The sequence below is a fragment of the Lachnoclostridium sp. An131 genome, from assembly GCF_002160825.1.
In the GTDB taxonomy this organism is placed as follows: domain Bacteria; phylum Bacillota; class Clostridia; order Lachnospirales; family Lachnospiraceae; genus Laedolimicola.
This window is the reverse complement of record NZ_NFLI01000003.1, coordinates 44,171-69,025: the sequence shown is the minus strand read 5'-3', so window position 1 is coordinate 69,025 and position 24,855 is coordinate 44,171. Positions and strand designations below refer to the sequence as shown.

Here is a 24,855-nt window from a genome sequence, read left to right as displayed (position 1 = left end):
AGATGAAGATACTGGCGGATAAAAGGATCAAACAGTTTTTTGTCAGAGCAGGACTGCTTACGCTGATTTTTACGCTCCTCTCAGCGGTTTTTGCCGGTCTGGCAGCAGGAATGCCGGGAGTCAAAGTGGCGGCAGGCCCGGGAGAAGGAGCGGCGCTGTGGGCCGGAGCCTGCTGTCTTGGCCTGGGGCTTTCGATTCTGATGACAGCGTTCCTGCATTTCCGGGAGGAGAACCGGGTTCTTGAGGAGGCTGTGGCGCAGATTCGGGCATATCTGCAGGGAGATCCGGACGCGCGGATCGACTGTGAGGAAGAGGGAGAGCTGTACCGGCTGTTTCACGAAATCAATTCCCTTGCGGCGATTTTGAACGCCCATGCGGAAAACGAGGCGAAATCCAGAGAATTTATGAAGGATACCATAGCGGACATCTCCCATCAATTGAAGACGCCTCTTGCGGCGCTGAATATTTACAACGGGATTCTGCAGGGGGAGGCGGAAAATCTGCCGGAGATACGGGAGTTTACCGATCTTTCGGAGCAGGAGCTTGACCGGATCGAGACGCTGGTGCAGAACCTGCTGAAGATCTCGAAGCTGGACGCGGGAACGATTGTGATGGAAAAGGCAGAGGAATCCGTACCGGAAATGATGTGGACCCTGGAAAAGCAGTTTGCCTGCCGGGCAGAGCTGGAGGATAAGACGCTGACATTCTCCGGGGAAGACGGCGTCACGCTGAACTGTGACCGGAGCTGGTTTCTGGAGGCAGCCGGGAACCTTGTGAAAAATGCTTTTGACCACACGGAGAAGGGCGGCGCGATCCGGGTGGAATGGAGGCAGTTTGCGTCGGTGGTCCAGATAACGGTGAAGGACGACGGGAGAGGAATCCATCCGGAGGATCTGCACCATATTTTCAAACGGTTTTACCGAAGCCGTTTTTCAAAGGATACGAAAGGGATTGGCCTGGGCCTTCCGCTTGCGAAAGCAGTTGTGGAGATGCACGGGGGTACCATTGAGGCGGACAGCGAGCCTGGAAAAGGAGCGGTATTTACCATGAATTTCCTGTCGGAATCTCCTTAATTGACCGGAAATGTCCCGGCCGTTCAGAGCAATTCCTACAAAATTGCAGGATAAATGTCATATGGCGGTAGGGTGGGAATGCTACGCTTTCTGTACAGCATTGGTTTGCGGGGCGCATTGCCCCTGGTACGCCGGCGCTGGTGATGGAAGACGCAAAAGGAGGATGACAGCAATGGATTTATTGAAAGTAAAAGCAGTTTCCAAGACCTATGGCAGCGGAGAGGCTGCCGTGCATGCCCTGAAGAAAGCCAGTTTTACGGTTCCCAAGGGAGAATTTGTGGCGATCGTCGGAGAATCCGGCTCCGGAAAAACGACGCTTCTGAATATGATCGGGGCGCTGGATACGCCCACGTCCGGGAAAGTGTTCATAGACGGGAAGGATATTTTTGCCATGAAGGAAAAGCGGCTGACTATTTTCCGACGCAGAAATATCGGGTTTATCTTCCAGAGCTTTAATCTGATTCCGGAGCTTACGGTGGAGCAGAACATGATTTTCCCGGTGCTGCTGGATTATCAGAAGCCCGACAAAAGGTATCTGGAGGAGCTTCTTTCCGTGCTGAATCTGAAGGAACGCCGCCATCATCTGCCGGGCCAGCTCTCCGGCGGTCAGCAGCAGCGCGCGGCCATCGGGCGCGCGCTTATGACGCGTCCTTCGCTGATTCTTGCGGACGAGCCTACGGGAAACCTGGATACGCAGAACAGCAGCGAGGTCATGGCTCTCCTGAAGGAGACTTCAAGAAAATATGAGCAGACGATTATCATGATTACCCACAACCGGCGCATTGCCCAGACGGCGGACAGGATTCTGCAGGTGTCGGACGGGGTGGTAACAGATTTCGGACGGGCAGGGGATGCCCGGAGACTGTCCGCAAATGACAGACAGACTGGATATGGGAAAGAAGGTGGCTTCGAATGAAAAGCTATCTTGGTCTGATTCCTATTTCCGCAAAGGTCCACAGGCGGCAGAACCGCATGACGATTCTCTGTATTGTATTTGCCGTCTTTCTGGTGACGGCGGTGTTCAGCATGGCGGAGCTGGGCGTACGGATTGAAGCGGACAGGCTTCTGGAGAAGCACGGAAGCCAGGAGCTCGAAAATCTGGCCGGCAGCACCATGGCCCAGACCCTCTACCCCATTGCCGCGGTACTGACGCTTTTGATTCTGATCGCCGGCGTTCTGATGATCTCAGGCAGCATCAACAGCACGGTAGCACAGAGAACAAAATTTTTCGGCATGATGCGCTGTATCGGCATGAGCAGACAGCAGATTATCCGATTTGTCAGGCTGGAGGCCCTGAACTGGTGTAAGACAGCTGTGCCTGCGGGCGTGGCGCTCGGAATTATGGCAGCCTGGCTTCTCTGCGCGGTTCTGCGTTTTCTCGTAGGGGGACAGTTTTCAGAAATTCCGGTATTCGGAATCAGTATTACAGGAATTGTAATCGGCTCCGTAACGGGAATCGCCGCTGTGCTGCTTGCCGCGCGGGCGCCTGCGAAGCGGGCGGCGCGGGTGTCCCCGGTGGAAGCGGTTTCCGGAAACGAAAAAGGAACCGGCGCCCTGCGCCATGGCGCAAAGCTTTGCCTGTTCCGGGTGGAGACGGCTTTGGGGATTCATCATGCAGTGTCCGCGAAGAAAAATCTGATCCTGATGACCGGCTCCTTCGCCCTGAGCATTATGATGTTCTTAAGCTTTTCGGTTCTGGTGGATTTTGTAGGATACCTGATGCCCCAGTATTCCGACGCTTCTGACATTGATATATCGGGCAGCGGAGGCGCGGACACGGTAGACAGCGGGCTCCTGGATACGCTCAGCGGCATGGAGGGCGTGAAGCGGGTGTACGGGCGCAGAACCAGCTTTCAGGTTCCGGTGGAAATAAGCGGGGCGGCAGAAGGCTTTGGTGCGGCAGAAAGCTCCGGCGCCGCAGACCTGATTTCCTATGATGATTTTGGTCTGGACTGCCTGAAAAAGGACGATATGCTGAAAAAGGGCAGCGACATCTCGAAGGTCTATGGGGACAGCGGTTATGTGCTTGCGACTTCAGATGCGGACAGTCTTCTTCGGATCGGGGACAAGGTAAAGATTGGAGCGGAAGAGCTTGAAATAGCGGGACTTTTGAAGTACGATCCTTTCAGCAGCGACGGACTGACCCATGGGGAGGTTACTCTGATTATGTCCGGAGAGACCTTTATCCGGCTTACTGGAATCACCGGGTATTCTTTGATCTCAGTACAGACCACAGGAAATGTGACGGAGGAGGATGTGGAGGCGATCCGAGCCGCGGCCGGAGAGGACTGCGTTTTTTCTGACAGGCGTGATCAGAATACCTCCGGCACCTACCGGGCGTTTGCAGCCTGCGTGTATGGCTTTCTGTTTGTTATTACGCTGGTTACTGTGTTGAATATTGTAAACGGCATTTCCATGAGCGTGTCCGCCAGGACAAAACAGTACGGCACCATGCGGGCGGTCGGAATGGACGGGCGGCAGATCACGAAAATGATAGCTGCGGAAGCCTTTACCTATGCGCTGTCCGGCTGTGCCGCCGGGTGCGCGGCAGGACTTTTCATCAGCAAATGGCTTTTTGACGTTCTCATCGCCGCCCATTTTGCCTACGCTGTCTGGGAGCTGCCGGTGAACTCTCTTCTGGTGATACTGCTGGCTGTGATTCTTGCGGCGGTTCTGGCAGTCTGGGCTCCGGCAGGGCGGATACGGAAGCTTTCTGTAACGGAGACAATCGGAGAGCTGTAGCGCCTGGACTTTCCGGCATGCAGACCGGTCAGAGTGTGTTTGGGATGCCTGCGGGATTTTCAGCTTCCCGCAGGCAGATTGATGCTTCGGATGATCCGGCAGGGATTTCCCACAGCCAGAGAGTTTGCGGGGATATCCCTTGTCACGACGCTTCCTGCGCCGATGACAGAGCCGTCCCCGATGGTTACGCCGGGAAGCACGATGACGCCGCCGCCCAGCCAGCAGCCGTTTCCGATTCGAATGGGCAGGGCGTAGGTGCGGCAGAAATATTCCTCCGACTCGGGGTTCCAGTCCGGAGTCAGCCTTTCCGACAGCTCTACAGGATGCGCCGCCGTGTAAAGCTGTACATTGGAAGCGATCAGAACATTGTTTCCGATTTCGATTTTATTGCAGTCCACAAAGGTGCAGTTCATGTTAATGGACACATTGTTTCCGATATGGATATTGTATCCGTAATCGCAGAGAAAAGGCTGGGCTACCGAAACGTTTGTGCCGGCCTCATAGAACAGACGGTCAAGAATTTTTCTCTTTTCTTCCTTCTGCTCATACTGCAGGGCATTGTATTCTTTCAGCAGCTTCCTGGCTTTCGCCTTTAAGGACAAAAAAATCTCGTTGTGGCAGTCGTAGTATTCACCGGCCATGCATTTTTCCAGTTCTGTCAAGCTTACACCTCCTGAAATGAGTTTGTTTCAGTATAAGAAAAAACCTGTTGCAGTGCAAGCAACAGGCTGTTTCGATTTATCCGCGGCATTCTCAGGGCATATTCCTTCTGATTCTTTATTCTGCAGTTCTCAGCCGCTCCGTAATGCTTCCCCTGGAGATGAAATGCAGGCAGCCAAGGGGGACTGCGGCGGACAGGACCAGCACGCCTGCCAGAGTAAGCGCGAGGGGCGTCACGGAAAAGGTGTAGACCATGCACCAGGAGCCAATCCCTTCTATGACGGACGGCATGACAAACCGCGCGAAGAGGAAGGTCAGCGGTCCGGTGGCAAGAAACATCAGCGCCGCGTGGAAGATGCCTTCCAGAAGAAGAAGCGTCTGAAGCTGGGAATGTGTCATTCCCAGGCTTTCATAGACGGCAAATTCACGCCGCCGGTTTACGGCTTTGATAATCAGCATATTGGTAAAGTTCAGCAGAGCGATGCCCAGCAGAGCCACGCTTACAATCAGAGTGGGAAGGACCGTATTCAGCCGGCCGGCGGCGAAATTTTCCTGATATTCGCTGCGGCGGGTGATTCCTACGCCACGGTTCAGTCCCTGTTCATAGGCGTCAAGATAAGCCTCAAACGCCTCCTGGCGGCCATGATCGATGCTGACAGCGGCCTGACGCACACCCTGGTCCGGAAACAGCCGGTCAAAGGCGGCGGGGGCCATATAATAATAGATACAGAAGGAAGCCTCAGGACTGTTGGAGCCGTTTAAGATCATTCCGCTGTCGGCGATGGAGCCCAGGACTTCAAAGGTCTCTCCGGCCAGCGTGACAGTTTCCCCGGCGGCTTCCGACGAGAGGCCGGCGGCATTTGCTCCGGCTGTGAGCACCACATTTCCGGACGCGAAGGCATCTGCGTCAAAGGACCCGCTGGTAAAGGATACATTTTCCAGAATGTAGTCCAGGTATTCTCCCTCGAGAGAAACTGCGACGCCCATATATTCTCCGGTTTCTTCCAGGCGCTCCAGTCCCTCGATCCAGAGGGGCTGTCCCTCCATCATTTCCCGGCGGGCGGGGCCGCCCTCTTCCTCGGAGGCGTTGTAATAGCTGATAAGGCGCTGCCGCAGTTCTTCAGACGCGGTCAGGGAAAGCTCCCGGGTTTTCAGCGCGCTCACGTGGAGGACTTCCGGACGGGAGCGGAGCTCCTCAATGGTTTCATCGGTGATGGAATGGTTGTTCTGGTTGTACTGCTGTACGGAAAGATAGGCCGATCCGTCGGCAATGGTGTAGTCCCAGGGGGACATGGCCTCCAGGTAGAGGCCTTCTTTCAGGCTGATATACTGTATCCATACGGAGGTCAGAAGAAAAAGGGCCAGGAGCAGCGTTACCGCAGAGAGCAGCATCTTAAAGCGGTCCCGCAGAAGAGCGCGGAAGGCAAGGCCGGGAAGGCGGATTCTTCCGCTGCCGGAAGCGCTTTTTCTGCCGGGAACAGGCGTTTCGTCCAGAGACCGCAGAAGCCCGGCGGGCGTCATGCGGGACAGGCGTCTGGCCGGCAGAAGATAAGAGAGCAGTGTCGTGCCAAGGGAAAGGACTGCTCCTGCGAAAAAGGGTCCCCAGGAGAGAAAGTAAAGGGCCGGATTCTCTTCCATGCCGGAGACGATCCGGCTTGTGACTGCCAGATGAAGCAGAAAACCAATGAGAAAACCGGGGAGGACTCCCAGCAGGGAGACAGCACAGGCCTTCTCCGCCAGAAAGACGCGGATCTGCCGGGGCGTCATGCCGAGGGCTTTGACCTCAGCAAAAAACAGGCCGTCCTGGCCGGAAGCGATATGGACAATGCCGTAGATCATCAGAAAGCCGCAGATCAGCACAAGGATCGCCGGATAGTAGTAGGGCATGGCATTGCTCTGGGCCTGTTCCATCCGGGCGCTGTTGAAGGCCAGATTGGTTGTGCAGCCGGCGCCTGCGATTCCCTGACTGGCCAGAAGCTGTTCCGCCTGCGCTTCCAGATTCCGGGGCTGGTAAAGGGTGACGCCAAGAGTGGTATTCCGGGCAGTCTCTGCGTCATACTCCGGGTAGAGGTCCCGGGCGGTTTCCTCCGTAATCCAGGCGCAGGCCTCTGAGAAATTTGTGGGGCTGGCCCACCAGCCGCAGAGGGTGAAGGAGCTGGTGTGGGAGATCCCTTCCGGATCTGTCCAGGAAAGCTCCACCGGAGCGCCTTCTTCACGGAGAATACCCAGAGAATCCATCGTAAATTCGTCCAGAGCGATTTCTCCTTTCTGTTCCGGCAGGCGGCCGGAGGTGGGAATGGACAGAACGGTTTCCGCGTAATCCCGGTCAGTGACCGCCAGCTTTACCTGCCGCTGTCCGATGACGGCATCCGTAAGCTGTCCCACGGAGCTCAGGCGGACAGAGGACCTTATGGCGGCGTCCCGGGAAAGGATGTCTGCCTGGTGCTCCGTCAGCCCTGTATAGAGGATATGGCTGGTGGAGCCGTAGGTATACTGGTAGTTCAGAAGATAGGCTCCTTCTATGGAGCCGGCCAGCAGAAAGACAAAGGAATAAAGTCCGGTGACCAGGGCGCAGGCCAGGATCAGGATCAGATTTTTCACGCGGTGGAAACGGAAGTCCCGGCGGACCAGCCTCCCGCAGATGTTCAGATTGTTGTTTACAAGCATGGAAAGACCTCCTTACGCACGGATTCTGCCGTCTTCGATCCGGATGACCCGGTCGGCCATCTGGGCGATCTCCAGGTTGTGGGTGATTATGACGAGAGTCTGTTTCCAGGTTTCCACAGAAAGCTTCAGAAGACCCAGCACGTTCTGGCTGCTTTTACTGTCCAGGTTTCCGGTGGGCTCGTCCGCCAGAATGACGGATGGCTTGGCGATCAGGGCACGGGCAATCGCCACACGCTGCTGGCCGCCTCCCGAGAGCTGATTCGGGTAAGCGTTCTGCCGGTCTTCCAGATGCAGAAGCGAAAGAATCTCCTGAAAAAAGACGGGGTCCGGCGTGCTTCCCGCCAGGCTTAAGGGAAATAACATGTTTTCCTTTACCGTAAGCGTGGGAATCAGATTGAAATTCTGGTAGACGAAGCCCACCTTGCCGCGGCGGAAGACAGCCAGTTCTTTTTCCTTCAGTCCGGCCAGGCTTACGCCGTCCACGATGACTTCTCCTTCGTCCGGAGTGTCCAGTCCCCCAAGCATATTGAGAAGGGTGGTTTTCCCGGAGCCGGAAGCGCCGATGATGGCGGTGAATTTTCCCTTTTTGATGGCAAGATCGATGCCGTCCAGGGCGGCGGCTTCCTGCCCGCGGTAAAAGCGCTGGAAGATATCGTTGTAATGCTCCTCGGGAATCCCTGTGCCCGTGTCCGTAATGTCAATGCGGGTGTAGAACTGCCAGGGGCGCACGGTAATGGCGACGCTTCCGCCGCCGGGCGTATATTTGACGGCGTTGTCCAGAATGTTGCCAAGAGCCTCCGCGGTCCATTTGGGATCGTGCTGCACGGTAATCCCGCTGTCGCAGTCTGCCAGAAGCGCGATGCCCTTTTCTTCCGCCCTGGCCCAGACGGTACTCATGGCGGCGGCAATGGTATCCTTTAAGGGCGCTTCCGTTATATGAAGGGCAAAGGTTCCGGTTTCCAGACGGGACATTTTGATCAGGGACTGCAAAAGAAAATCCAGCTTGTCGATCTGACCGTTCATGGTTCCCAGAAATTCGTTCCGCTTTTCCGCGGGAAGCGCGGGATTTTTCAGAATTCCCGCATAGAGACGCAGGTTTGCCACAGGTGTCTTCACCTGATGGGAGATATCACTGACCAGTCCCTGAATAGTCTCTTTGTCCTTCTGGCTCTGGAGCTTTCCCTCGTTCATAATGTCGTAATATTGCAGAAGCTTACCCTGGACCCGGGAGGTCAGGGAATCCTCGTAAGGATGATAATCCTCCGGCTGGCGGCCGGACATAAGCGCGTCCAGGGTCTCGCAGATCTCGCCCGCAAAGGAGGAGATCTGAAGGCGCTGATACCAGTTCAGCAGCCCTGCGGCTGCAAGAATTCCGGCGCAGACCGCAAGCAGACAAAAGCGGACGGAGGCTCTGGGGACGAATTTCCACAGAAGCCAGAGCAGGAGAGCGATGAGCAGAAGCATGAGAAGAAGGATGGAAAAACGCAGAAATTTTATGTTTTTATGCTTTCTCATGTATTTCCTCCTGTCCAGATATAGCCCATGCCCCGGACTGTCTTAATGTAGGGATGGTCATCGTCTTCGATTTTGGCCCGCAGACGGTTCATGGTCACGGTGAGGGTATGATCATCGATGAAATTTCCGCCGCTGTCCCAGAGACGCTCCAAAAGAAGCTGGCGGGTGAGAATCCGCCCGGAATTCTCCGTCAGCGTCTTCAGAAGCTTGTATTCGTTGGGGGTGATGGCCAGCTTTTCTCCGCCGCGGACTGCGGTGAGAGAAGAAAAATCGAGAAGCAGAAAGCCGTCGCTCCAGCGGTCTGTCGGAACAGAGGACTTCTCCTTTCCTCGCCGCAGCGCCACTTCTATCCGCCGCAGCAGGATTTTCATGTTGAAGGGCTTGGTTACATAGTCCTCAGCGCCCATGTCAAAGCCGGAGAGCACATCTTCCTCCAGATCATTGGCCGTCAGAAAGATGACCGGAAGCTCTGGGCGGAGCTCCTTGATTTCCCGGCACAGGTCAAAGCCGTTCCCGTCCGGCAGATTTACGTCCAGAAGGGCCAGGGAAAAGCGCTCCTCCCGCACAAGATAGCGGGCTTTGGCGCAGGTATAGGCAGCGGCAGAGGAATAGCCGCCTGTATCCAGTTCAAAACAAAGACCGGCGTTCAGGGCCAGGTCGTCTTCCACTACTAAGATCCGTTCCATAAAAACAGCACTCCTCACAATGAATCGTCCTCCTGCGGCTGCAGCAAGACACAAATTTAAGTATATCAAAAAATCTGTAAATGAAAAGAGGCAGATAGGAAGGAGGAAAAGCAGATTGACATAAGAAAACCCGTCTGTTATTTTTGGAATAAGGTGGAGTCCCTGTGAAAATAAAAAACATAATTATTGCAGGCCTTATAACAGGTTTTCTTGTCTGTACTGCCGGATGCGGAATAAAAGAGGCTTCGCAGTACCCCTGGAAGATTACAGAAAGTGAAAGAGACATCAGAAACGCAGACGATAGGATCGTGCTTCAGGCTGAGAAAGCTTCTGTGACAGCGGAAGGGATGCGGATATCCACACAAAATAACAGTGACGCAGAGATCACCTTCGGGACAGAGTACTTTATCCAGTTGAGAGAAGATGGTTCCTGGTATGATATTGATGCGGATACTGACTGGACGATGGAGCTGGTGCGGATCGCGGGCTGGAACGGCTGAACAGATGAAAAGATACGCCAGGAAGGGCAGAAGCGGACAGTGGCCGCAAATTGAAAAACAGAAGACTTGGGAATAGACGGAAGCGCTTCGATGTGCTATAATCATAACGTCGGCCTGGGCCGCGTCCGCTTGGCTCACTGCCGCGGAAATAAAGGGAGAACTCAGGCGGGAGCGGGGCATTCCGCACCGCTTTGGAAAAACAGCCGCAGGAAGATGAAACCGGCAGGAAAACGACAGCGGCGGGAAGAACGGGAGGAAGCAGACAGATGGCAAATGTGACATTTCAATTTGAAAACGGGGAAAAGGTGATGGTCTCCACTATGGCAGGAGAGAATCTTCTGGAGACCGCGCGCAAATCGAATGTGGTGATTGACGCGCCCTGTTCCGGAAACGGCTCCTGCGGAAAGTGCAGGGTGAAGCTTTTAAGCGGAAAACTGGATTCCAGACAGACCCGCCATATCAGCGATGAAGAATACGCGGAGGGATGGCGCCTGGCCTGCTGCAGCCATGTGGCGGGAGACGTGGAGATTATGGTTCCGGATATTGCGTCTGCCTACAGAAGCCGCATGAAGGTGGCTGATTTGAGCTCCCCGGAAGAAGTAAGAATCTTTGATGAGTCCAAAGAGAAGGTGGAGGAAGCGGGACTTCCGATGAAGAACAATCTCAGGATTGTATCCGTAAAAATGAATCCGCCAAGTCTGGACGATACAATGCCGGATATCGAACGGCTGATCCGGGCCCTTCAGAAAGAGACGGGGATTGAGCACGTACGGGTGCCTTATTCTGTGCTGCGCCGTCTGCCGGATGTGCTCAGGAGCAGCGATTTTGATGTGCAGTGTGTGATCAGCCAGAGTAAGAGCCATGTCTTTGTCTATGAAGTATCAGGAAGCAATGAGAATCTGATTGTGGGAGGCCTGGCGGTCGATATCGGAACCACCTCAGTGGCGGCTGTCATAGTCGATATGACCAACGGAAAGATCCTGGCCAAGGCTTCCACTGGAAACGGACAGATTCGTTATGGAGCGGATGTTATCAACCGTATTATCGAATCCACGAAGCCCGGCGGACAAAAGCGGCTGCAGGACGCTATCGTTTCTGAGACGCTGAATCCGCTGATTCAGCAGATGTGCCGGGCGGCAGGAATCAGTCCCCGCCATATTTTCCGTCTGGCAGTGGCGGGCAATGCCACGATGAATCACCTGCTGATGGGGATCAACGCGGACCCGCTGCGGATGGAGCCGTATATTCCGGCCTTCTTTAAGACGAATTCCTTCTATGCGTCGGATATCCATCTGAACGTGCATCCGGACGCACATATTATCATGGCGCCCAATATCGGAAGCTATGTGGGAGGAGATATCACGGCGGGCACACTGGTCAGCATGCTGTGGAACCAGCCCCACTTCTCACTGTTCATCGATCTGGGAACCAACGGCGAGCTGGTATTCGGAAACTCTGATTTCATGATGAGCTGCGCCTGCTCCGCAGGACCGGCCTTCGAAGGAGGCGATATCAGCTGCGGCATGCGCGCCACAGACGGCGCCATCGAGGCATGTACGATTGACAAGGAGACCATGGAACCCACGTTCCAGATCATCGGAGACGAGGGACAGAAACCGGTAGGCCTGTGTGGTTCCGGTATCATTGACGTAATTGCGGAGCTGTTCCGCTGCGGCATGATCAGCCCCAAGGGAAAATTTATCCGGGAAGGAAAGAGAATCAAGCACGACGCCTACGGTATGGGAAGCTACGTGCTGGCCTTTGAAGAAGAGGCAGAGGGCACGAAGGATGTAGAGATCACCGAGGTGGATATTGACAATTTTATCCGTGCCAAGGGAGCGATTTTCTCTGCGGTCCGCACGATGCTGAAGAGCCTGGATTTCGACATCAGCATGATCGAGCAGGTATATGTGGCCGGAGGAATCGGAAGCGGCATCAACATGCAGAATGCTATCAATATCGGCATGTTCCCGGATATTCCCATCGAGTATTATCACTATATCGGCAATTCCTCCCTGTCCGGCGCCTATGCCATGCTGCTTTCCACAAAAGCAGAGCGCAAGGTCTATGAGCTGGCCCAGAACATGACTTATCTGGAGCTTTCCACGGAGCCTGGATACATGGATGAGTTCGTGGCCTGCTGCTTCCTGCCTCATACGGACAGCAGCCTGTTTCCGTCAGTGACTCAGAAATAGACAGAGACAGGAAACGGCGGCGGAAAACAGAGACAGAAATTAGAGCAGAAACATAAATGAGCAGATACGCATACCGGCCGGAGCTATATGTCCCGGCCGGCGTGCTGTCATAAAGCATGAGACTGTGTCGGGAAGAAAATCCTGAGAGGGTCTCAGGAAAGAGAGATGAAAATATGGATTTCCCTTATGAAAAGGACAATAAAGAACGGATTCCCCTGGAGCATTATCTGAGCGAATACCGGAATATCGATCCGAAGGAAGCGGCCGAGCGCTGCGGTGTAGAGTATGACGAGGAGAAGCAGCAGTTTCATATCCGGCTGATGGGCTTCCGCTATCTGGTAGATTTTCCGGAATTTGCGGTGCACAAGGAAGACGAGAATGAGGAGGGCGCTTTTCTTCTGCTGGACATGGTTCCGGCGAAGATCATTGTGCTGCGGTTCCTGATCTCGGCGCAGATGGTAAAGAGCAGCGGCAAATATCTGACCTACCGGGAGGTTCCCTGGGGCGAGGTCTATTTCCGCCAGTTTGAGGGACGCTGCCTGATGAGGCTGAAATTCGGCTTCGGCTTCAAGCTGGACAAATTTGCGGAAGGCATGGAAAAAATACCAGGCGTGAAGAAGCTGAGCCTGGGCGATGTGTCCTATGAATTTGAATTCATCAATGGTCTTCATGTGCGCTTCATTCTCTGGGCCGGAGACGAGGAGTTCCCGCCATCCTCTCAGATCCTCTTTGAGGACAACTTCCCCTATGCGTACCAGGCAGAGGACCTGGCTGTGGTGGGTGATATTTCCATTACTACACTGAAAACATTAGCGGCTTAAAAAGCCGGCAGCAAGGAGACAGGAGCAATGAAGGAGTCAAAAAAAGCGATTCTGGTAGTGAGCTTTGGAACAAGCTTTCACCGGACCAGAGAAAAGACCATTGACAGAATCGAAAAGGATATTGAGGAGGCGTATCCGGAGTACCGGATCTACCGGGCCTGGACCAGCAAAATGATTATCGCGAAGCTGCTGCGCCGGGATCGGATCCAGGTTCCGACTGTGGCAGAAGCGGTGGAGCAGATGATCGAAGACGGAATCACGGAGCTGATTGTGCAGCCCACCCATGTGATCAACGGAGTGGAAAACGATCTGATGAAGGAGGATGTGCTGGGGAGGCGGGACGCTTTTGAAAGCGTGGCCTTCGGTGATCCGCTGCTGACCTCCCAGGAAGACAATGAGGCAGTGATTCATGCGGTGATGGAAGAGTTTCCGGACTTGAAGGAAGACGAGGCGCTGGTACTGATGGGACATGGAACCACGCACTATGCCAATTCCATCTATGCGGCCCTGGATTATACGTTTAAGGATTTGGGATATTCCAGAGTATTCCTGGGAACAGTGGAGGCTTATCCGTCCATGGAATCCCTGAAAAAGCAGATCCGCGCGCTGGGGCCCAGAAGACTGATACTGGCGCCTTTTATGGTGGTGGCCGGCGACCATGCGATTCATGATATGTCCGGTGAGGATGAGGATTCCTGGAGAAGCCAGTTCGAGCGGGAGGGCTATGAAGTGGCCTGCCAGATGAAGGGACTCGGTGAGTATCCGGGTGTGAGAAGGATCTATCTGAGGCATGTGCGTGCGGCGGAAGAGAGGCTTCAGGAGGTCTGTCCGGAGGGGGAAGACGCCCTGTACGGACAGCAGAAAAGAGAAAATTATACAGAGGAAAGCCAGACATTTCCTTTATGAGCAATATGAGAGAAAACAAGACGGAGTATCCGCTTTCAGGCAGATGCTCCGTCTTGTCTGATCTGCCGCGCTGCGGCAGGATTTGTATTGTGATATGCGGGCGCCTCTCTTTACTGCCGGGACGCTTTCAGCGTCGGTGAGACAGTCAGGATAATCCGTGAAAACGCCTTCATAAAGACGAAGAGCAGCACGGTATTGACGCCAAGGGAGACTACATTTTTAATGAGGCGGATGGTGAAGAGATATTCCCATTCCATGCCGTACATAAAATGAAGCCACAGGGTGTTGAGCGTACAGGCAATGATGAACTCCGCCAGCCCTGCCGCGAATGCGCGCAGAGGCGTGATCCTTGAGCGGTAGAGGATCATTCCGAAGAGGAAGCCCAGGAGCGCATAGCTGATGGTAAATCCCGGAAAGAACGGGCCTGTCTGGGGAGCTGCGAAAAAGCTGATGACGTCGCCCGTAAGTCCTGCGGCCATTCCCATGACGGGGCCGCCGTAGGCGGCTGCCGCGGCCAGTGCCAGAAAGGCAAAACGGAATTCAAGAAATTCGGTCATTTTGATGCTGAAGAAGGAGAGGGCCACGTAAGCTGCCACAAAAAGGCCGCAGAGACAAATGCTTTGTACCTTCTTCAGGTTTTGAAGCTGTTCCCGGAACGCAAAGGCGTCCTTAGAAAATAACTGCATAAAAAATACACCTCCTGTAGTGTGCCAGGTAAAATAAATAATATCGAGACTGTCCCAGCCCGATCTCCTCCACACATGAGATGTACTCATCTGCAGCAACGGGTGCGGATTATATATCGTAAGACCAAGCTCTCATGCTCTGCTTTTCGTTTCGCGGCGACTCCCCAGCCTGCGAACACTTGACGCATAAAATCCTACTTCGCTATTATTTATTTTCCAAAATGAGTGTTCCGCTTTTTGCGGAAATGACAGCCAGTCAGAAAGCTTATCCTGGCGTCTGAAGCAATTATAACATATTACTGTCAGAATGCAATGGATATTATTAAAATTTTAACAAAGATTTTGCCGGCACTTGCGCGCCGGGCGGGAATGTGGTATTCTGATAACCTGGTGTCGGTATATCAGGGAATCGTGTCTTTGGCACACCGGCGCCAGTCAGGCAACAAAAACACACTGCCGCCGCTTCGGGCGGCAGTTTTTATAAGACAGGAGCTTCGAAATTAAACAGAAGAGATGTGAAAGAGGTGGAAGTATGATTCTGCATGCGCTGGAACATGCGTTTCTGGATACTGTGAGAATGGTGCCCTTTTTGCTGGCGGCCTTTCTGGCTCTGGAAGCGCTGGAGCATTATTCGAATAACTATATGAACCGTGTGCTGGGAAAAGTGGGAAAGGCGGGCCCTGCCGTAGGAGCTGTGTTTGGCTGTGTTCCCCAATGCGGCTTTTCTGTGGCTGCCGCAAATCTGTATTCCGGGGGCGTGATTACCCCGGGAACGCTGCTGGCGGTGTTTCTTTCGACTTCCGATGAGGCGGTTCTGATTCTGCTGGGCAATCCGGGGAGCGGCCCGGTGATTGCGCGGCTTCTGCTGGGAAAGGTGCTGATCGGAATCGGGTTCGGCTATCTGGCAGATCTGGTGCTGAGAAATAAAAAGGAAGAGAAGCATATAGAAGACCTGTGCAGAAGCTGCGGCTGCAGCGATCATGGCGGCATCCTAAAGCCGGCCCTTAAGCACACGGTACGCCTGACGGCTTACATCCTGGTATTTACGTTTGTGCTGAATGTTCTTCTGGAGTGGATCGGAATGAATACGCTGACCGCCATTCTTGGACGGGATACCTGGTTTCAGCCCCTTTTGACGGCACTGCTGGGCCTGATTCCGAACTGCGCCTCTTCCATCCTGATTACAGAGCTTTACCTGGCGGGAGGCTTAAGCTTTGCGGCAGCTATGTCTGGTCTCTGCGCGGGAGCCGGCGTGGGACTGGCTGTGCTGTTTAAGACGAACAGGCCTATGAAAGAGAATCTGGGAATTCTGGCTCTGCTGTACGTGATTTCGGCTGCAGTGGGACTGCTTCTGGAGCTTGTTTTGTAACGGAAAAGTTTAAGGTTTTGTTAAGATTCCTTTGCTTATATGGTCAATTCTACGGAGATTTGCTATGATAAATCTCAGATTAACGGATTTGGAGGTCATTTTTTATGAAAAAACTGGGATGGTATTTTATGAGCATCGTTCCGCTGCTCAGTATGATAGGGATCCAGCTGATTGTCACCGTCGTTGTGATGACAGCCTGGCTGATTAGCTCCGGTTTTACAGGAATGACGCAGACATATACGGAAAATTCCATTGTGCTTGTCGTATGGATGCATGTATTCACGCTTGCTGTTATGGGGTTGTGGTATTATCTTTATGTGGTGCGCAGGCAGAAAAAAACAGGAATTCCCTTTGCGGGAAAATTCAGCTGGAAGGGTGTAGGCTATACGGTAATGCTGGCTTTCGGAGCGCAGTTCCTGATAGGTCTTCTTCTGACTGCATGGCAGCTTGCGGCGCCAGATATGATTGAGGCTTACAATCAGATGATCGAGGCCTCCGGTATTGCCACAACCAGCTTTTTGTCGATTCTGGCGACTGTGATTCTGGCTCCAATCGGTGAGGAGATTATTTTCCGCGGCCTTACCATAGAGTATTTGAAAAAGGCGGGAGCTGGATTCTGGGTCATCAATGCGATTCAGGCTTTGTTCTTCGGAATTGCGCATATGAATCTGGTGCAGGGAGCCTATGCGTTCCTTCTGGGAATGGTCTGCGGTTATGTGGTTCTGAAATATGAATCGCTTTTGGCGGGAATCGCCGTACATATGGTATTCAATGCGTATGGAACCTTTGTGACGCCTCTTCTGAACATGATTTTCGGGACGGAGCCGTCTGCGGCAGTGGAGATTGCTTCCTATGTAGTGGCTGTCGTACTGGGCGTGGGCCTGTCTGTGGGCGGCCTGAAGCTGATAAGAAAGGATCTGGAGGAAAAAGAAGAAAAAGCGGCTGGGGAAGATTCCGTGTATGAAGGCGCTTCTCCGATGATGCATTAGAAGGAGAAAATAATGCGGGGCAGCGGTATCCACTCAGATACCGCTGCCCCGTTTCGTGCTGGTCAGGATTTTTTTCCACATTCCTTCCGGAAAAGCAGCCAGGAATAGAGATACATTCCAGCGACACCGAGCAGAATCACTGCCAGTGTAAGGTTCGTCATCCAGGGAGAAGGGAAAATCCCGGATAAAATCATAAGTATTCCATAAATGCAGAAAAGGACGCCGCCTGCGGCATGGGTTTTCTTCCAGACGTAGGGACTTTCCAGAGCCCAGGGCGTCTTGATGCCAAAGGTGTAGTTGGACCGGATCTGCGGCATATAGTTGCCGATGACCAGAAGCAGGATGCCGATGCCGATGGGGACCACCCGGTTGATGCTGACGGGCCAGCCCATCATGGCTCCGTTGGAGACCCAGACGAAGGCGGTAAAGAGCAGAATGACAAAGACGCGGAAAATATCATAGGCCTTCTGGTGCTTTTCATAGCTGGCTTTGCGCGGATCGATTCTGGGAATCAGAAAAAACAGCAGGAACAGGATGAGCGGGACTGCGGCGAGCACCAGAGTGATGTATTTGCTGCCGAAGCCGTTTACTTCTCCGGCTGTGTTCCAGTGGATGGGAACCGTGTCCGGCATCTGCGGGAGCAGAAGACACTGTCCAATCAGCGATAAAATCGAAAGAACAAATAAGAAGATATTTATTTTTTTCATTTCTTTTTTCCTCCTTCAGAAAAATCAAAGAACCATTTCATCAGCTCCTGAAATATGGTCATATTCAGGCTGTATATAATGTTCTGGCCGTTCCGTTCATCCAGTACAAGGCCGGCGGACTTGAGCGTATTCAGGTGGTGGCTGATGGATGGCTTCGAAATATCAAAGCAGCCGGCAATCTCTCCGGCTGTCATGTCCCGATCTGCCAGAAGCTCCAGAATCCGGCGCCTGGTGGGATCAGAGAGGGCTTTAAAGGCATCGTTCAAATGGCGTTCCTCCTTTGTGCGGCTGTGTCTGGAACTGCAGGAGAACCTCCGGCTTCCGGCAGCTGCGGCGCAGTCAGATTTTGATGCTTAGATATTTATTAGATATTTAGATGATTTTCTAAATATCTAAGCAGATAATAGCATGCATAGCGGGAAATGTCAACAGATATTTCATAAGGTATATACATTTGTGAATTTGTGATATACTTCTTATGGAAAATAGATTGCAAAAAAACAGATGACCAGAGAATGGATTACAAAAGAATGAAAAAGCACGGCCGGGCAGCCCTGCTGCGCCGCCGTCAAAAGGAGAAGCAAAATGAACAGAGACAGATTGGTAAAGACATTTCAGGAGCTCACAGCCATCGACGCCCCGCCCTTCGACGAGCGGAAGATGGCGGACGAACTGACAGCCCGGCTGAGAAAACTGGGGTTCGTGGTTTCCGAGGACAGGGCAGGAGAATATTATGGAGGGACGGCAGGAAATCTCTACGCCTCCCGTCAGGGAAATATTCCCGGAAAACCCCTGCTTTTTTCCACACATATGGATACGGTAGAGCCTTCCAGGGGAAAGAAGGCGGTTCTTCACGAGGACGGACGGATCACCAGCGACGGGACTACGGTTTTGGGCGCAGACTGTATGGCGGGAACTGCGGCGATTCTGGAAGCGCTCACGGAGCTGTATGAAGAACAGGCGTGCTGCCGGGATCTCGAGCTTCTGTTTTTCATCGGGGAAGAAAAGCATTTGAAAGGCAGCGCAGTTTTTGACTTTACGAAGGTACAGGCGGAAGAATCCTATATTCTGGATTTGAGCGGGCCTCTGGGAACGGCGGCTGTGCAGGCGCCGACACTGATTGATTTTTCCATCACCGTGCACGGAAAGGCTGCCCATGCGGGGTTTGCGCCCGAACAGGGGGTTCACTCTATCAAAATCGCGGCGGAAGCCATGACACGGATAGAGCTGGGAAGGGTTGGAGACAGCATGACGGTGAATATCGGCTATATCGAAGGAGGCGTGAAGGCGACCAATATCGTCCCGGAATGCTGCCGTCTGCTTGGCGAAATCCGCAGCTATTCCCATGAGCAGGCATTGGGAGAGATGAAGAGGATAGAAAAAATTTTCCAGGAGGAGGCAGAAAAGGCCGGCGGAAGCTGCGAGGCAGATTTCACGGTTCCGATACAGGCTTACCGTGTACAGGAGACCCATCCATGTGTGCGGCGGTTCCGGAGAGCCTGTGAGCGTCTGAAGCTTCCGGTCAGGCTTGTTCCGACCTTTGGGGGAAGTGACCAGAGCAATCTGGCCCGGCACGGCATTTCAGGGCTTGTATTGGCCAGCGCCATGGAGCAGGTGCATTCCTGCGCGGAGTATACGACTGTGTCCGGCCTTGAGACGGTGACGGAGCTGGTGAAGCTTCTGATGCAGGATGCAGAATAGGATGGAAAATGCGGCTGGCAATGCGGCAGTGCTGGTTTGTATTTTTTCAGAATCATCCGTATGTCTGGTAGATTTTTCAGAGAAAATATGGTAAAGTAAAAGCCACAGGTTGACAGAAGGATATTGGGAGCATATGCAGAAAATAGGATTGAAGGAGGAAAAGATTATGTCAGTGATAAAGGTTACAGAGCAGAATTTTGAGGCGGAGGTGCTGAATTCCGACGTTCCGGTGCTGGTGGATTTCTGGGCCGTATGGTGTGGACCCTGTCAGATGCAGGGACCGATCATCGATGAGCTTTCAGAAGAGGTTTCCGGTGTGAAATTCGGAAAGCTCAACGTGGATGAGAATATGAGCCTGGCGCAGAAATACCGCGTAGCGAGCATCCCGACCCTGCTGGTATTTAAGGACGGCAAGATTGCGGCCTCTGCCATCGGACTGCAGTCCAAGGATGGGCTGAAGAAGCTTCTGGGAGTGTAATACATGTCAGAATATGATGTCATTATCGTGGGAAACGGGCCTGCCGGCCTGTCGGCGGCGCTCTATACCAGCCGGGCGGGCTTAAGCACTCTTGTAATAGGAAAGGATCAGGGGGCTCTGGCGAAGGCAGAGCGGATCGAAAATTATTTCGGCATGGCAGAGCCCATATCCGGCTGTGAGCTGGTGGAAAACACAAAGATTCAGGCCCGAAATCTGGGAGCGGATCTGGTGACAGATGAGATTTTCCATATTTCCTGGAATCAGGGCTTTACACTGGAAGGCCGGGCGGGAAGCTATCAGGCAAAGGCGGTTCTTCTGGCTACGGGAAGCGCGCGTAAAAAAGCGGATATCGACGGAATTTCCCGGCTGGAGGGCCATGGCGTCAGCTACTGCGCTATCTGCGACGCCTTTTTCTACCGGGGACGAAAGGTGGCTGTCCTGGGAAATGAGGAGTACGCGGTTCATGAGCTGGGCCAGCTGCTTCCTGTGGCGGGTTCGGCTGTGCTTCTGACCAACGGACAGGAGCTTCAGGCGGACGCTCCGGAAGGCGTGCCGGTGATGACCGGAAGGATCCGGTCCATAGACGGTCAGGAAGAGGTGACAGGCGTCACCTTCGAGGATGGAAGCAGGATAGAGCTGGACGGTCTCTTTGTGGCTCTTGGAAGCGCCGGGGCTGTAGACTTGGCCAGAAAAATAGGAGCCCTGACTGATGGGCGTAAGATAGAGACGGATGAAAGCATGGCGACCAATGTGCCGGGCCTTTACGCGGCAGGCGACTGCACGGGAGGACTGCTGCAGATTTCCACTGCTGTGGGAGAGGGTGCAAAGGCGGCCATGAGCATGATCAAATTTGTGAGACAGCAGAAGAAGGAGTGACAGGAGACAGACTCCGAAAAGCAGTATCAGATTTCAGGCAAAAAAGGAGAAGCGGATGAGAGGAATTTACACCAATATAGTCGAAATCCGGCAGAAGGTTTTTACGGAGGTGGCCCGCCTGGCCTATGAGGGCGGCGATTATTCCCGTATCATAAATCTGCCCTATAAGATTATCCCCGGCGAGGTGGCGACCTACCGGGAAAGCGTATTCCTGGAGCGGGCAATCGTGGAGGAAAGACTCCGCCTGGCCATAGGCCTCCCCTTACGCAAGATGACGGAGCATGCTCCGGTATCCCAGGGAATCGAGGAAAGTGCGATTGCGGAGAAATACTACGATCCGCCCCTGGTCAATATCATCAAATTTGCCTGTCATGCCTGCCCTGACGGAGAGGTGCGCGTGACGGATTCCTGCCAGGGCTGTTTGGCGCACCCCTGCAGCGAGGTCTGCCCGAAGGATGCGATTTCCATTGTAAACGGGCGCTCCGTGATCGATCCGGACAAATGCATCCGGTGCGGACGCTGCATTACGGCCTGCCCCTACAATGCAATCATAAAGATGGAGCGTCCCTGCTCCAAAGCCTGCGGCGTGGACGCCATCGGAACGGACGATTTGGGACGGGCGGACATTGATTACAACAAATGTGTTTCCTGCGGCATGTGCCTGGTGAACTGTCCCTTTGGAGCGATTGCCGATAAGAGCCAGATATTCCAGACGATTCACGCGATTAAGAGCGACACCCCGGTTTACGCGGCCCTGGCTCCTGCTTTCGTGGGCCAGTGGGGAAAGGATCTGCCGCCGGAAAAAGTGAGGGAAGCGTTCAAGCTTCTGGGCTTTGAGGACGTCATTGAGGTGGCGGTGGGCGCCGATCTCTGTACGATAGAGGAAGCCCACGATTTCATGGAAGAGGTGCCGGACAAGCTCCCGTTTATGGGAACCTCCTGCTGTCCCGCCTGGTCGGAGATGGCAAAGATGCTGTATCCGGAGTACGCGAAATGTATCTCCATGGCGCTGACGCCCATGGTGCTGACCGGCCGCCTGATCAAGAAAAAGCATCCCGGCTGCAAGGTGGTATTTATCGGTCCATGCTCTGCCAAGAAGCTGGAGGCAAGCCGGGCGGATATCCGGAGCGACGTGGACTTTGTGCTGACCTTCGAGGAGGTCATGGGCATGTTTGAGGCAAAGGAGATTGATTTCACGCAGATTACGGGAGCGGATAATCTGTCCGGATCCAGTGCGGACGGCCGGGGCTTTGCGGTCAGCGGCGGTGTGGCAAACGCAGTGGTGAACTGCATCAAAGAGCTTGATCCGGAGCGCGAGGTTAAGGTAATGTCTGCGGAAGGCCTGCGTGAATGCCGGGCCATGCTGGATGAGGCGAAAAAGGGAACCTACGACGGTTACCTTCTGGAAGGCATGGGATGTCCCGGAGGCTGTGTGGGCGGCGCAGGGATCCTGCAGAGCCCGACCAAGGCCAAAGGACAGGTAAAGCTGATTATGAAGAAGGCCAAAAACAAGGGCGTTCTTTCCAGCGATTACAAGGATATACTGAAAAGTCTGGAGGAAGAGTAAATGAAACTGATGATTGCATCCGATATCCACGGTTCTGCGTATTACTGCAGAAAGCTTTTGGAGGCTTATGACAGAGAACAGGCGGAAAAGCTTCTTCTTCTGGGAGACGTACTCTATCATGGCCCCAGAAATGATCTGCCGAAGGAGTATGCGCCCAAGGAAGTGATTGCCATGCTGAATCCAAGAAAGCAGGAGATTCTGTGCGTCCGCGGCAACTGTGACACGGAAGTGGATCAGATGGTGCTGGAATTTCCGATTATGGCGGAATACTGTATTCTCTATCTGAATGACCGGATGATTTTTGCCACGCACGGCCATGTGTTCAACGAGCAGAATCTGCCGATGCTGAAGAAAGGGGATATCCTGCTTCACGGCCATACCCATGTGCCGGTGTGCCATGAAACGGAGAGCTACACGTATCTCAATCCCGGCTCCGTCTCCATTCCCAAGGAGAACAGCTGGCATGGCTATATGATTCTGGAGGATGGAAGGTTTGTCTGGAAGGATCTGGACGGGGAAGTGAAAAAAGAATTCTGCCCGTAAGCACAGCAGAAGAGAGAAGGAAAACTGGCCGTCTGCAGAGAGGAAAAGCGGTACTCTGCAGGCGGCTTTTCTGCGCTTTCCGCAGACGGCTCCGATGTACAGGGGGTATGGCGCTCTGACACGCCGGCGCGGCAGGAAGAGTATGGATAAACTGTTGCAAATTCCCTGGAAAGGGTCCGCATAAATGAGCAAAATACCTTGAAAAAAGACGAAAAAAAAGATATAATTATTATAACTTTGTGAAGAAAAACTGTTATTTGAAGCGGAGAGAGAAATTTATGCATAATTTTAGAAAAATGAGTCGGCGCGTGATCGCGGCTGTGCTGGCTTTCAGTATGTGTTTTTCTATAGAGGCATTTGCTACAGAATCTGAGATCAAGAAGCAGCAAAAGGAGACACAGAAGCAGCTGGACGCTATCAATCAGGAGATGAAATCCATCGAGAGCCAGAGAGACAGCATACTCGCAGAGATTGACGCCTTGAATTCCGATCTGGTGGATGTGGTGCTGAATATGGAGCTGCTGGAGGCGGATCTGGCTGCAAAGGAAGAGGAGCTGGCTCAGGCCCAGACAGATTACGAGGCGGCCAAGCAGAAGGAAGAAGAACAGTATGAGGCCATGAAGCTTCGAATACAGTACATATATGAGGAAGGCGATATGGATTATCTGACGCTTTTCCTGGAGGCAGACAGCTTTGCAGATTTTCTGAACCGGGCGGATTTTGCCAGAGAGATTCAGACCAAGGACCGGGAGCTGCTGGTGGAGTATCAGGAGACTAAGGCTCAGGTAGAAGAGCTGATGGATCAGCTGGAACAGGAAAAGGCGGATATGGAAGCCCTGGAAGCGGAGTATGAGGAGGAGAAGGCATCTATGGAGGCGACTCTGGCTCAGAAGCAGGCGGAGGAGGCTGATTATGAGACTCAGCTCGCAAATGCAAAGGCTCAGGCTTCCGCATACACAAAGAAGCTCCAGGAGCAGCAGAGCCAGTTAAAAAGGCTGGAGGCTGAGCGTCTTGCGAAGGAAAAGGCGGCGTCCGCATCCAACAAGGGAACATCCTCAGGCAGTTCCGGTTCGTCCTCGGGCAGCTCGGGTTCCAATTCCGGTTCGTCCGGCTCCAGCGCCCCCGTTTCGGGCAACAGCTCGACAGGAGTGTCTATTGCGAATTATGCGCTGCAGTTTGTGGGCAATCCCTATGTCAGCGGCGGGACAAGCCTGACCAATGGCGCGGACTGTTCGGGATTCACCATGTCTGTATTTGCGCATTTCGGAATTTCGATTCCGAGGACATCAGATCAGCAGGGACGTGCGGGCCGTGAGGTGAGCTATTCCGAGGCCCAGGCCGGTGATATTATTTACTACGGCGGTCATGTGGCGATTTATCTGGGCGGAGGACGTATTGTCCACGCCAGCACGGAGAAGACGGGCATCAAGACAGGCACGGCAACCTACCGGACGATTAAATCGGTGCGCAGATATTATTAATGGGTAAGAAGAAAAGAAACTGCGGCGCTGTATCGTTATACAGAGAGTGAAAGCTTTTGAAAGCCTATCAGGGCTGCTGCAAAGCGGAGTTATCTGCTTTGCAGCAGCCCTTTTTGCGCGCAAAAATAAATTCTTAAGATTTCGGGAAGATACTTGACTATATTATATATATATGATATATACAATATATAAAATATAACACGCCCGGAAATCTGAAATCTGGACTGTGCTATATGATAACACCTTAGCATCGGTGGACTGAGGCGTATGGCCCCTTGTACACCGGCGCTGCTGCGCAGAATGAGGAAGAGGTACTATGGACATTATTATCAGCAATTCAAGCGGCAGGCCGATCTACGAACAGATCACCTCCCAGATCAAAGGACTGATTATGAACGGAACCTTAAAGCCCGGCGATCCGCTGCCCTCCATGCGTCTTCTGGCGAAGGAGCTTCGGATCAGTGTGATTACCACGAAGCGGGCCTATGAGGATCTGGAACGGGATGGCTTTATTACGACCATCGTAGGAAAGGGCAGCTTTGTCCAGGAGGCGGATCAGGAGTTTGTCCGGGAAGAGCGGCTGAAGGCCGTGGAAGGCTATCTGCAGGCGGCGGTAGACGCGGCCAGGCAGTGCGGTATGGAAGAACAGGAAGCTATTGAAATTTTGAAAGTGCTGTTTGAGGAGATGTAGTT

Annotated in this window: 23 protein-coding genes, 1 pseudogene and 1 riboswitch; of the genes and pseudogenes, 16 read left to right on the top strand and 8 right to left on the bottom strand. The window is 53.4% G+C overall.

Annotation, left to right across the window (positions count from 1 at the left end; all coding sequences use genetic code 11):
• Positions 1-2 precede the first annotated feature (2 nt).
• The 3 genes from B5E77_RS03105 to B5E77_RS03095 all read left to right on the top strand — a co-directional run bounded on the left by B5E77_RS03105 (position 3) and on the right by B5E77_RS03095 (position 3,815).
• Positions 3-1,073 (top strand): sensor histidine kinase, encoded by a 1,071-nt coding sequence (locus tag B5E77_RS03105; protein WP_087163942.1) that lies wholly within the window; start codon positions 3-5, stop codon positions 1,071-1,073.
• A 172-nt stretch (positions 1,074-1,245) separates the two neighbouring features.
• Positions 1,246-1,989: an ABC transporter ATP-binding protein gene (locus B5E77_RS03100; protein WP_087163941.1), complete on the top strand. Its 744-nt coding sequence runs from the start codon at positions 1,246-1,248 to the stop codon at positions 1,987-1,989.
• A complete protein-coding gene (locus tag B5E77_RS03095) occupies positions 1,986-3,815 on the top strand; it encodes an ABC transporter permease (protein ID WP_087163940.1) in 1,830 nt (609 codons plus the stop codon). The genes B5E77_RS03100 and B5E77_RS03095 overlap by 4 nt, the downstream gene beginning before the upstream one ends.
• Positions 3,816-3,874: 59 nt before the next feature.
• Here the strand turns inward: B5E77_RS03095 and B5E77_RS03090 are convergent, their stop codons facing one another.
• The 5 genes and pseudogenes from B5E77_RS03090 to B5E77_RS03075 all read right to left on the bottom strand — a co-directional run bounded on the left by B5E77_RS03090 (position 3,875) and on the right by B5E77_RS03075 (position 9,343).
• Positions 3,875-4,477: a sugar O-acetyltransferase gene (locus tag B5E77_RS03090; protein ID WP_087163939.1), complete on the bottom strand. Its 603-nt coding sequence runs from the start codon at positions 4,475-4,477 to the stop codon at positions 3,875-3,877.
• 115 nt (positions 4,478-4,592) lie between these two features.
• Positions 4,593-7,142: an ABC transporter permease gene (locus B5E77_RS03085; protein ID WP_087163938.1), complete on the bottom strand. Its 2,550-nt coding sequence runs from the start codon at positions 7,140-7,142 to the stop codon at positions 4,593-4,595.
• Between the two features lie 12 nt (positions 7,143-7,154).
• Complete coding sequence (locus B5E77_RS17600; protein WP_275532751.1) at positions 7,155-8,039, bottom strand: ATP-binding cassette domain-containing protein; 885 nt, start codon at positions 8,037-8,039, stop codon at positions 7,155-7,157.
• A 66-nt stretch (positions 8,040-8,105) separates the two neighbouring features.
• Positions 8,106-8,333: pseudogene (locus B5E77_RS17595) on the bottom strand (histidine kinase dimerization/phospho-acceptor domain-containing protein); the annotation flags it as partial.
• Between the two features lie 320 nt (positions 8,334-8,653).
• Positions 8,654-9,343 carry a response regulator transcription factor gene (locus B5E77_RS03075; RefSeq protein WP_087163937.1) on the bottom strand — a complete coding sequence of 230 codons (690 nt, stop codon included), beginning with the start codon at positions 9,341-9,343 and terminating at the stop codon, positions 8,654-8,656.
• 164 nt (positions 9,344-9,507) lie between these two features.
• On the opposite strand from B5E77_RS03075, the gene B5E77_RS03070 reads away from it, so the two are divergent.
• The 4 genes from B5E77_RS03070 (at position 9,508) to B5E77_RS03055 (ending at position 13,765) form a co-directional block, all read left to right on the top strand.
• Positions 9,508-9,843, top strand: a complete 336-nt coding sequence (locus tag B5E77_RS03070; protein WP_087163936.1) for an immunoglobulin-like domain-containing protein — start codon at positions 9,508-9,510, stop codon at positions 9,841-9,843.
• Between the two features lie 266 nt (positions 9,844-10,109).
• Positions 10,110-12,038, top strand: a complete 1,929-nt coding sequence (acsV, locus tag B5E77_RS03065) for a corrinoid activation/regeneration protein AcsV (RefSeq protein WP_087164056.1) — start codon at positions 10,110-10,112, stop codon at positions 12,036-12,038.
• Positions 12,039-12,211: 173 nt separating this feature from the next.
• Positions 12,212-12,859, top strand: coding sequence for a DUF3786 domain-containing protein (locus tag B5E77_RS03060; RefSeq protein ID WP_087163935.1), 648 nt, complete (start codon positions 12,212-12,214; stop codon positions 12,857-12,859).
• 27 nt (positions 12,860-12,886) lie between these two features.
• Positions 12,887-13,765, top strand: a complete 879-nt coding sequence (locus tag B5E77_RS03055; RefSeq protein WP_087163934.1) for a sirohydrochlorin cobaltochelatase — start codon at positions 12,887-12,889, stop codon at positions 13,763-13,765.
• Between the two features lie 110 nt (positions 13,766-13,875).
• On the opposite strand, the gene B5E77_RS03050 is transcribed toward B5E77_RS03055, so the two are convergent.
• Positions 13,876-14,451, bottom strand: a complete 576-nt coding sequence (locus B5E77_RS03050) for a folate family ECF transporter S component (protein WP_162609630.1) — start codon at positions 14,449-14,451, stop codon at positions 13,876-13,878.
• Between the two features lie 94 nt (positions 14,452-14,545).
• A riboswitch (THF riboswitch) is annotated at positions 14,546-14,655 on the bottom strand.
• A 328-nt stretch (positions 14,656-14,983) separates the two neighbouring features.
• Between B5E77_RS03050 and B5E77_RS03045 the strand changes: the two genes are divergently transcribed.
• Positions 14,984-15,820, top strand: coding sequence for a putative manganese transporter (locus B5E77_RS03045; RefSeq protein WP_087163932.1), 837 nt, complete (start codon positions 14,984-14,986; stop codon positions 15,818-15,820).
• Between the two features lie 104 nt (positions 15,821-15,924).
• Positions 15,925-16,809 (top strand): CPBP family intramembrane glutamic endopeptidase, encoded by an 885-nt coding sequence (locus tag B5E77_RS03040; protein ID WP_087163931.1) that lies wholly within the window; start codon positions 15,925-15,927, stop codon positions 16,807-16,809.
• A gap of 62 nt (positions 16,810-16,871) precedes the next feature.
• Here the strand turns inward: B5E77_RS03040 and B5E77_RS03035 are convergent, their stop codons facing one another.
• Together B5E77_RS03035 and B5E77_RS03030 are read right to left on the bottom strand one after the other, a co-directional pair.
• Positions 16,872-17,516 carry an SdpI family protein gene (locus tag B5E77_RS03035; RefSeq protein ID WP_087163930.1) on the bottom strand — a complete coding sequence of 215 codons (645 nt, stop codon included), beginning with the start codon at positions 17,514-17,516 and terminating at the stop codon, positions 16,872-16,874.
• Positions 17,513-17,782: an autorepressor SdpR family transcription factor gene (locus B5E77_RS03030; protein WP_087163929.1), complete on the bottom strand. Its 270-nt coding sequence runs from the start codon at positions 17,780-17,782 to the stop codon at positions 17,513-17,515. Before B5E77_RS03030 ends, B5E77_RS03035 begins: the two co-directional genes overlap by 4 nt.
• Positions 17,783-18,101: 319 nt before the next feature.
• Here B5E77_RS03030 and B5E77_RS03025 point away from each other — a divergent pair, with 319 nt between their 5' ends.
• The 7 genes from B5E77_RS03025 (at position 18,102) to B5E77_RS02995 (ending at position 24,853) form a co-directional block, all read left to right on the top strand.
• Positions 18,102-19,217 (top strand): M20/M25/M40 family metallo-hydrolase, encoded by a 1,116-nt coding sequence (locus B5E77_RS03025; RefSeq protein ID WP_087163928.1) that lies wholly within the window; start codon positions 18,102-18,104, stop codon positions 19,215-19,217.
• 133 nt (positions 19,218-19,350) lie between these two features.
• Positions 19,351-19,695, top strand: a complete 345-nt coding sequence (trxA, locus tag B5E77_RS03020; protein WP_330394598.1) for a thioredoxin — start codon at positions 19,351-19,353, stop codon at positions 19,693-19,695.
• A gap of 3 nt (positions 19,696-19,698) precedes the next feature.
• Positions 19,699-20,571 (top strand): NAD(P)/FAD-dependent oxidoreductase, encoded by an 873-nt coding sequence (locus B5E77_RS03015; protein ID WP_087163927.1) that lies wholly within the window; start codon positions 19,699-19,701, stop codon positions 20,569-20,571.
• 55 nt (positions 20,572-20,626) lie between these two features.
• On the top strand, positions 20,627-22,138 hold the full coding sequence (locus tag B5E77_RS03010) for a 4Fe-4S dicluster domain-containing protein (protein WP_087163926.1): 1,512 nt from the start codon (positions 20,627-20,629) through the stop codon (positions 22,136-22,138).
• Entirely contained in the window at positions 22,139-22,681 is a 543-nt protein-coding gene (yfcE, locus tag B5E77_RS03005; RefSeq protein WP_087163925.1) for a phosphodiesterase, read from the top strand. It begins immediately after the preceding gene.
• Positions 22,682-22,959: 278 nt separating this feature from the next.
• A complete protein-coding gene (locus B5E77_RS03000; protein WP_087163924.1) occupies positions 22,960-24,162 on the top strand; it encodes a C40 family peptidase in 1,203 nt (400 codons plus the stop codon).
• Between the two features lie 316 nt (positions 24,163-24,478).
• A complete protein-coding gene (locus B5E77_RS02995; RefSeq protein ID WP_087163923.1) occupies positions 24,479-24,853 on the top strand; it encodes a GntR family transcriptional regulator in 375 nt (124 codons plus the stop codon).
• Positions 24,854-24,855 lie beyond the last annotated feature (2 nt).

What these genes read in the sequence shown, in the direction of transcription:
- B5E77_RS03105 (WP_087163942.1), top strand. Translation starts at nt 3, where the DNA reads ATGAAGATACTGGCGGATAAAAGGATCAAACAGTTTTTTGTCAGAGCA.
- B5E77_RS03100 (WP_087163941.1), top strand. Translation starts at nt 1,246, where the DNA reads ATGGATTTATTGAAAGTAAAAGCAGTTTCCAAGACCTATGGCAGCGGA.
- B5E77_RS03095 (WP_087163940.1), top strand. Translation starts at nt 1,986, where the DNA reads ATGAAAAGCTATCTTGGTCTGATTCCTATTTCCGCAAAGGTCCACAGG.
- B5E77_RS03085 (WP_087163938.1), bottom strand. Translation starts at nt 7,142, where the DNA reads ATGCTTGTAAACAACAATCTGAACATCTGCGGGAGGCTGGTCCGCCGG.
- B5E77_RS17600 (WP_275532751.1), bottom strand. Translation starts at nt 8,039, where the DNA reads ATGAGTACCGTCTGGGCCAGGGCGGAAGAAAAGGGCATCGCGCTTCTG.
- B5E77_RS03075 (WP_087163937.1), bottom strand. Translation starts at nt 9,343, where the DNA reads ATGGAACGGATCTTAGTAGTGGAAGACGACCTGGCCCTGAACGCCGGT.
- acsV (WP_087164056.1), top strand. Translation starts at nt 10,110, where the DNA reads ATGGCAAATGTGACATTTCAATTTGAAAACGGGGAAAAGGTGATGGTC.
- B5E77_RS03060 (WP_087163935.1), top strand. Translation starts at nt 12,212, where the DNA reads ATGGATTTCCCTTATGAAAAGGACAATAAAGAACGGATTCCCCTGGAG.
- B5E77_RS03055 (WP_087163934.1), top strand. Translation starts at nt 12,887, where the DNA reads ATGAAGGAGTCAAAAAAAGCGATTCTGGTAGTGAGCTTTGGAACAAGC.
- B5E77_RS03050 (WP_162609630.1), bottom strand. Translation starts at nt 14,451, where the DNA reads ATGCAGTTATTTTCTAAGGACGCCTTTGCGTTCCGGGAACAGCTTCAA.
- B5E77_RS03045 (WP_087163932.1), top strand. Translation starts at nt 14,984, where the DNA reads ATGATTCTGCATGCGCTGGAACATGCGTTTCTGGATACTGTGAGAATG.
- B5E77_RS03040 (WP_087163931.1), top strand. Translation starts at nt 15,925, where the DNA reads ATGAAAAAACTGGGATGGTATTTTATGAGCATCGTTCCGCTGCTCAGT.
- B5E77_RS03035 (WP_087163930.1), bottom strand. Translation starts at nt 17,516, where the DNA reads ATGAAAAAAATAAATATCTTCTTATTTGTTCTTTCGATTTTATCGCTG.
- B5E77_RS03025 (WP_087163928.1), top strand. Translation starts at nt 18,102, where the DNA reads ATGAACAGAGACAGATTGGTAAAGACATTTCAGGAGCTCACAGCCATC.
- trxA (WP_330394598.1), top strand. Translation starts at nt 19,351, where the DNA reads ATGCAGAAAATAGGATTGAAGGAGGAAAAGATTATGTCAGTGATAAAG.
- B5E77_RS03015 (WP_087163927.1), top strand. Translation starts at nt 19,699, where the DNA reads ATGTCAGAATATGATGTCATTATCGTGGGAAACGGGCCTGCCGGCCTG.
- B5E77_RS03010 (WP_087163926.1), top strand. Translation starts at nt 20,627, where the DNA reads ATGAGAGGAATTTACACCAATATAGTCGAAATCCGGCAGAAGGTTTTT.
- yfcE (WP_087163925.1), top strand. Translation starts at nt 22,139, where the DNA reads ATGAAACTGATGATTGCATCCGATATCCACGGTTCTGCGTATTACTGC.
- B5E77_RS03000 (WP_087163924.1), top strand. Translation starts at nt 22,960, where the DNA reads ATGCATAATTTTAGAAAAATGAGTCGGCGCGTGATCGCGGCTGTGCTG.
- B5E77_RS02995 (WP_087163923.1), top strand. Translation starts at nt 24,479, where the DNA reads ATGGACATTATTATCAGCAATTCAAGCGGCAGGCCGATCTACGAACAG.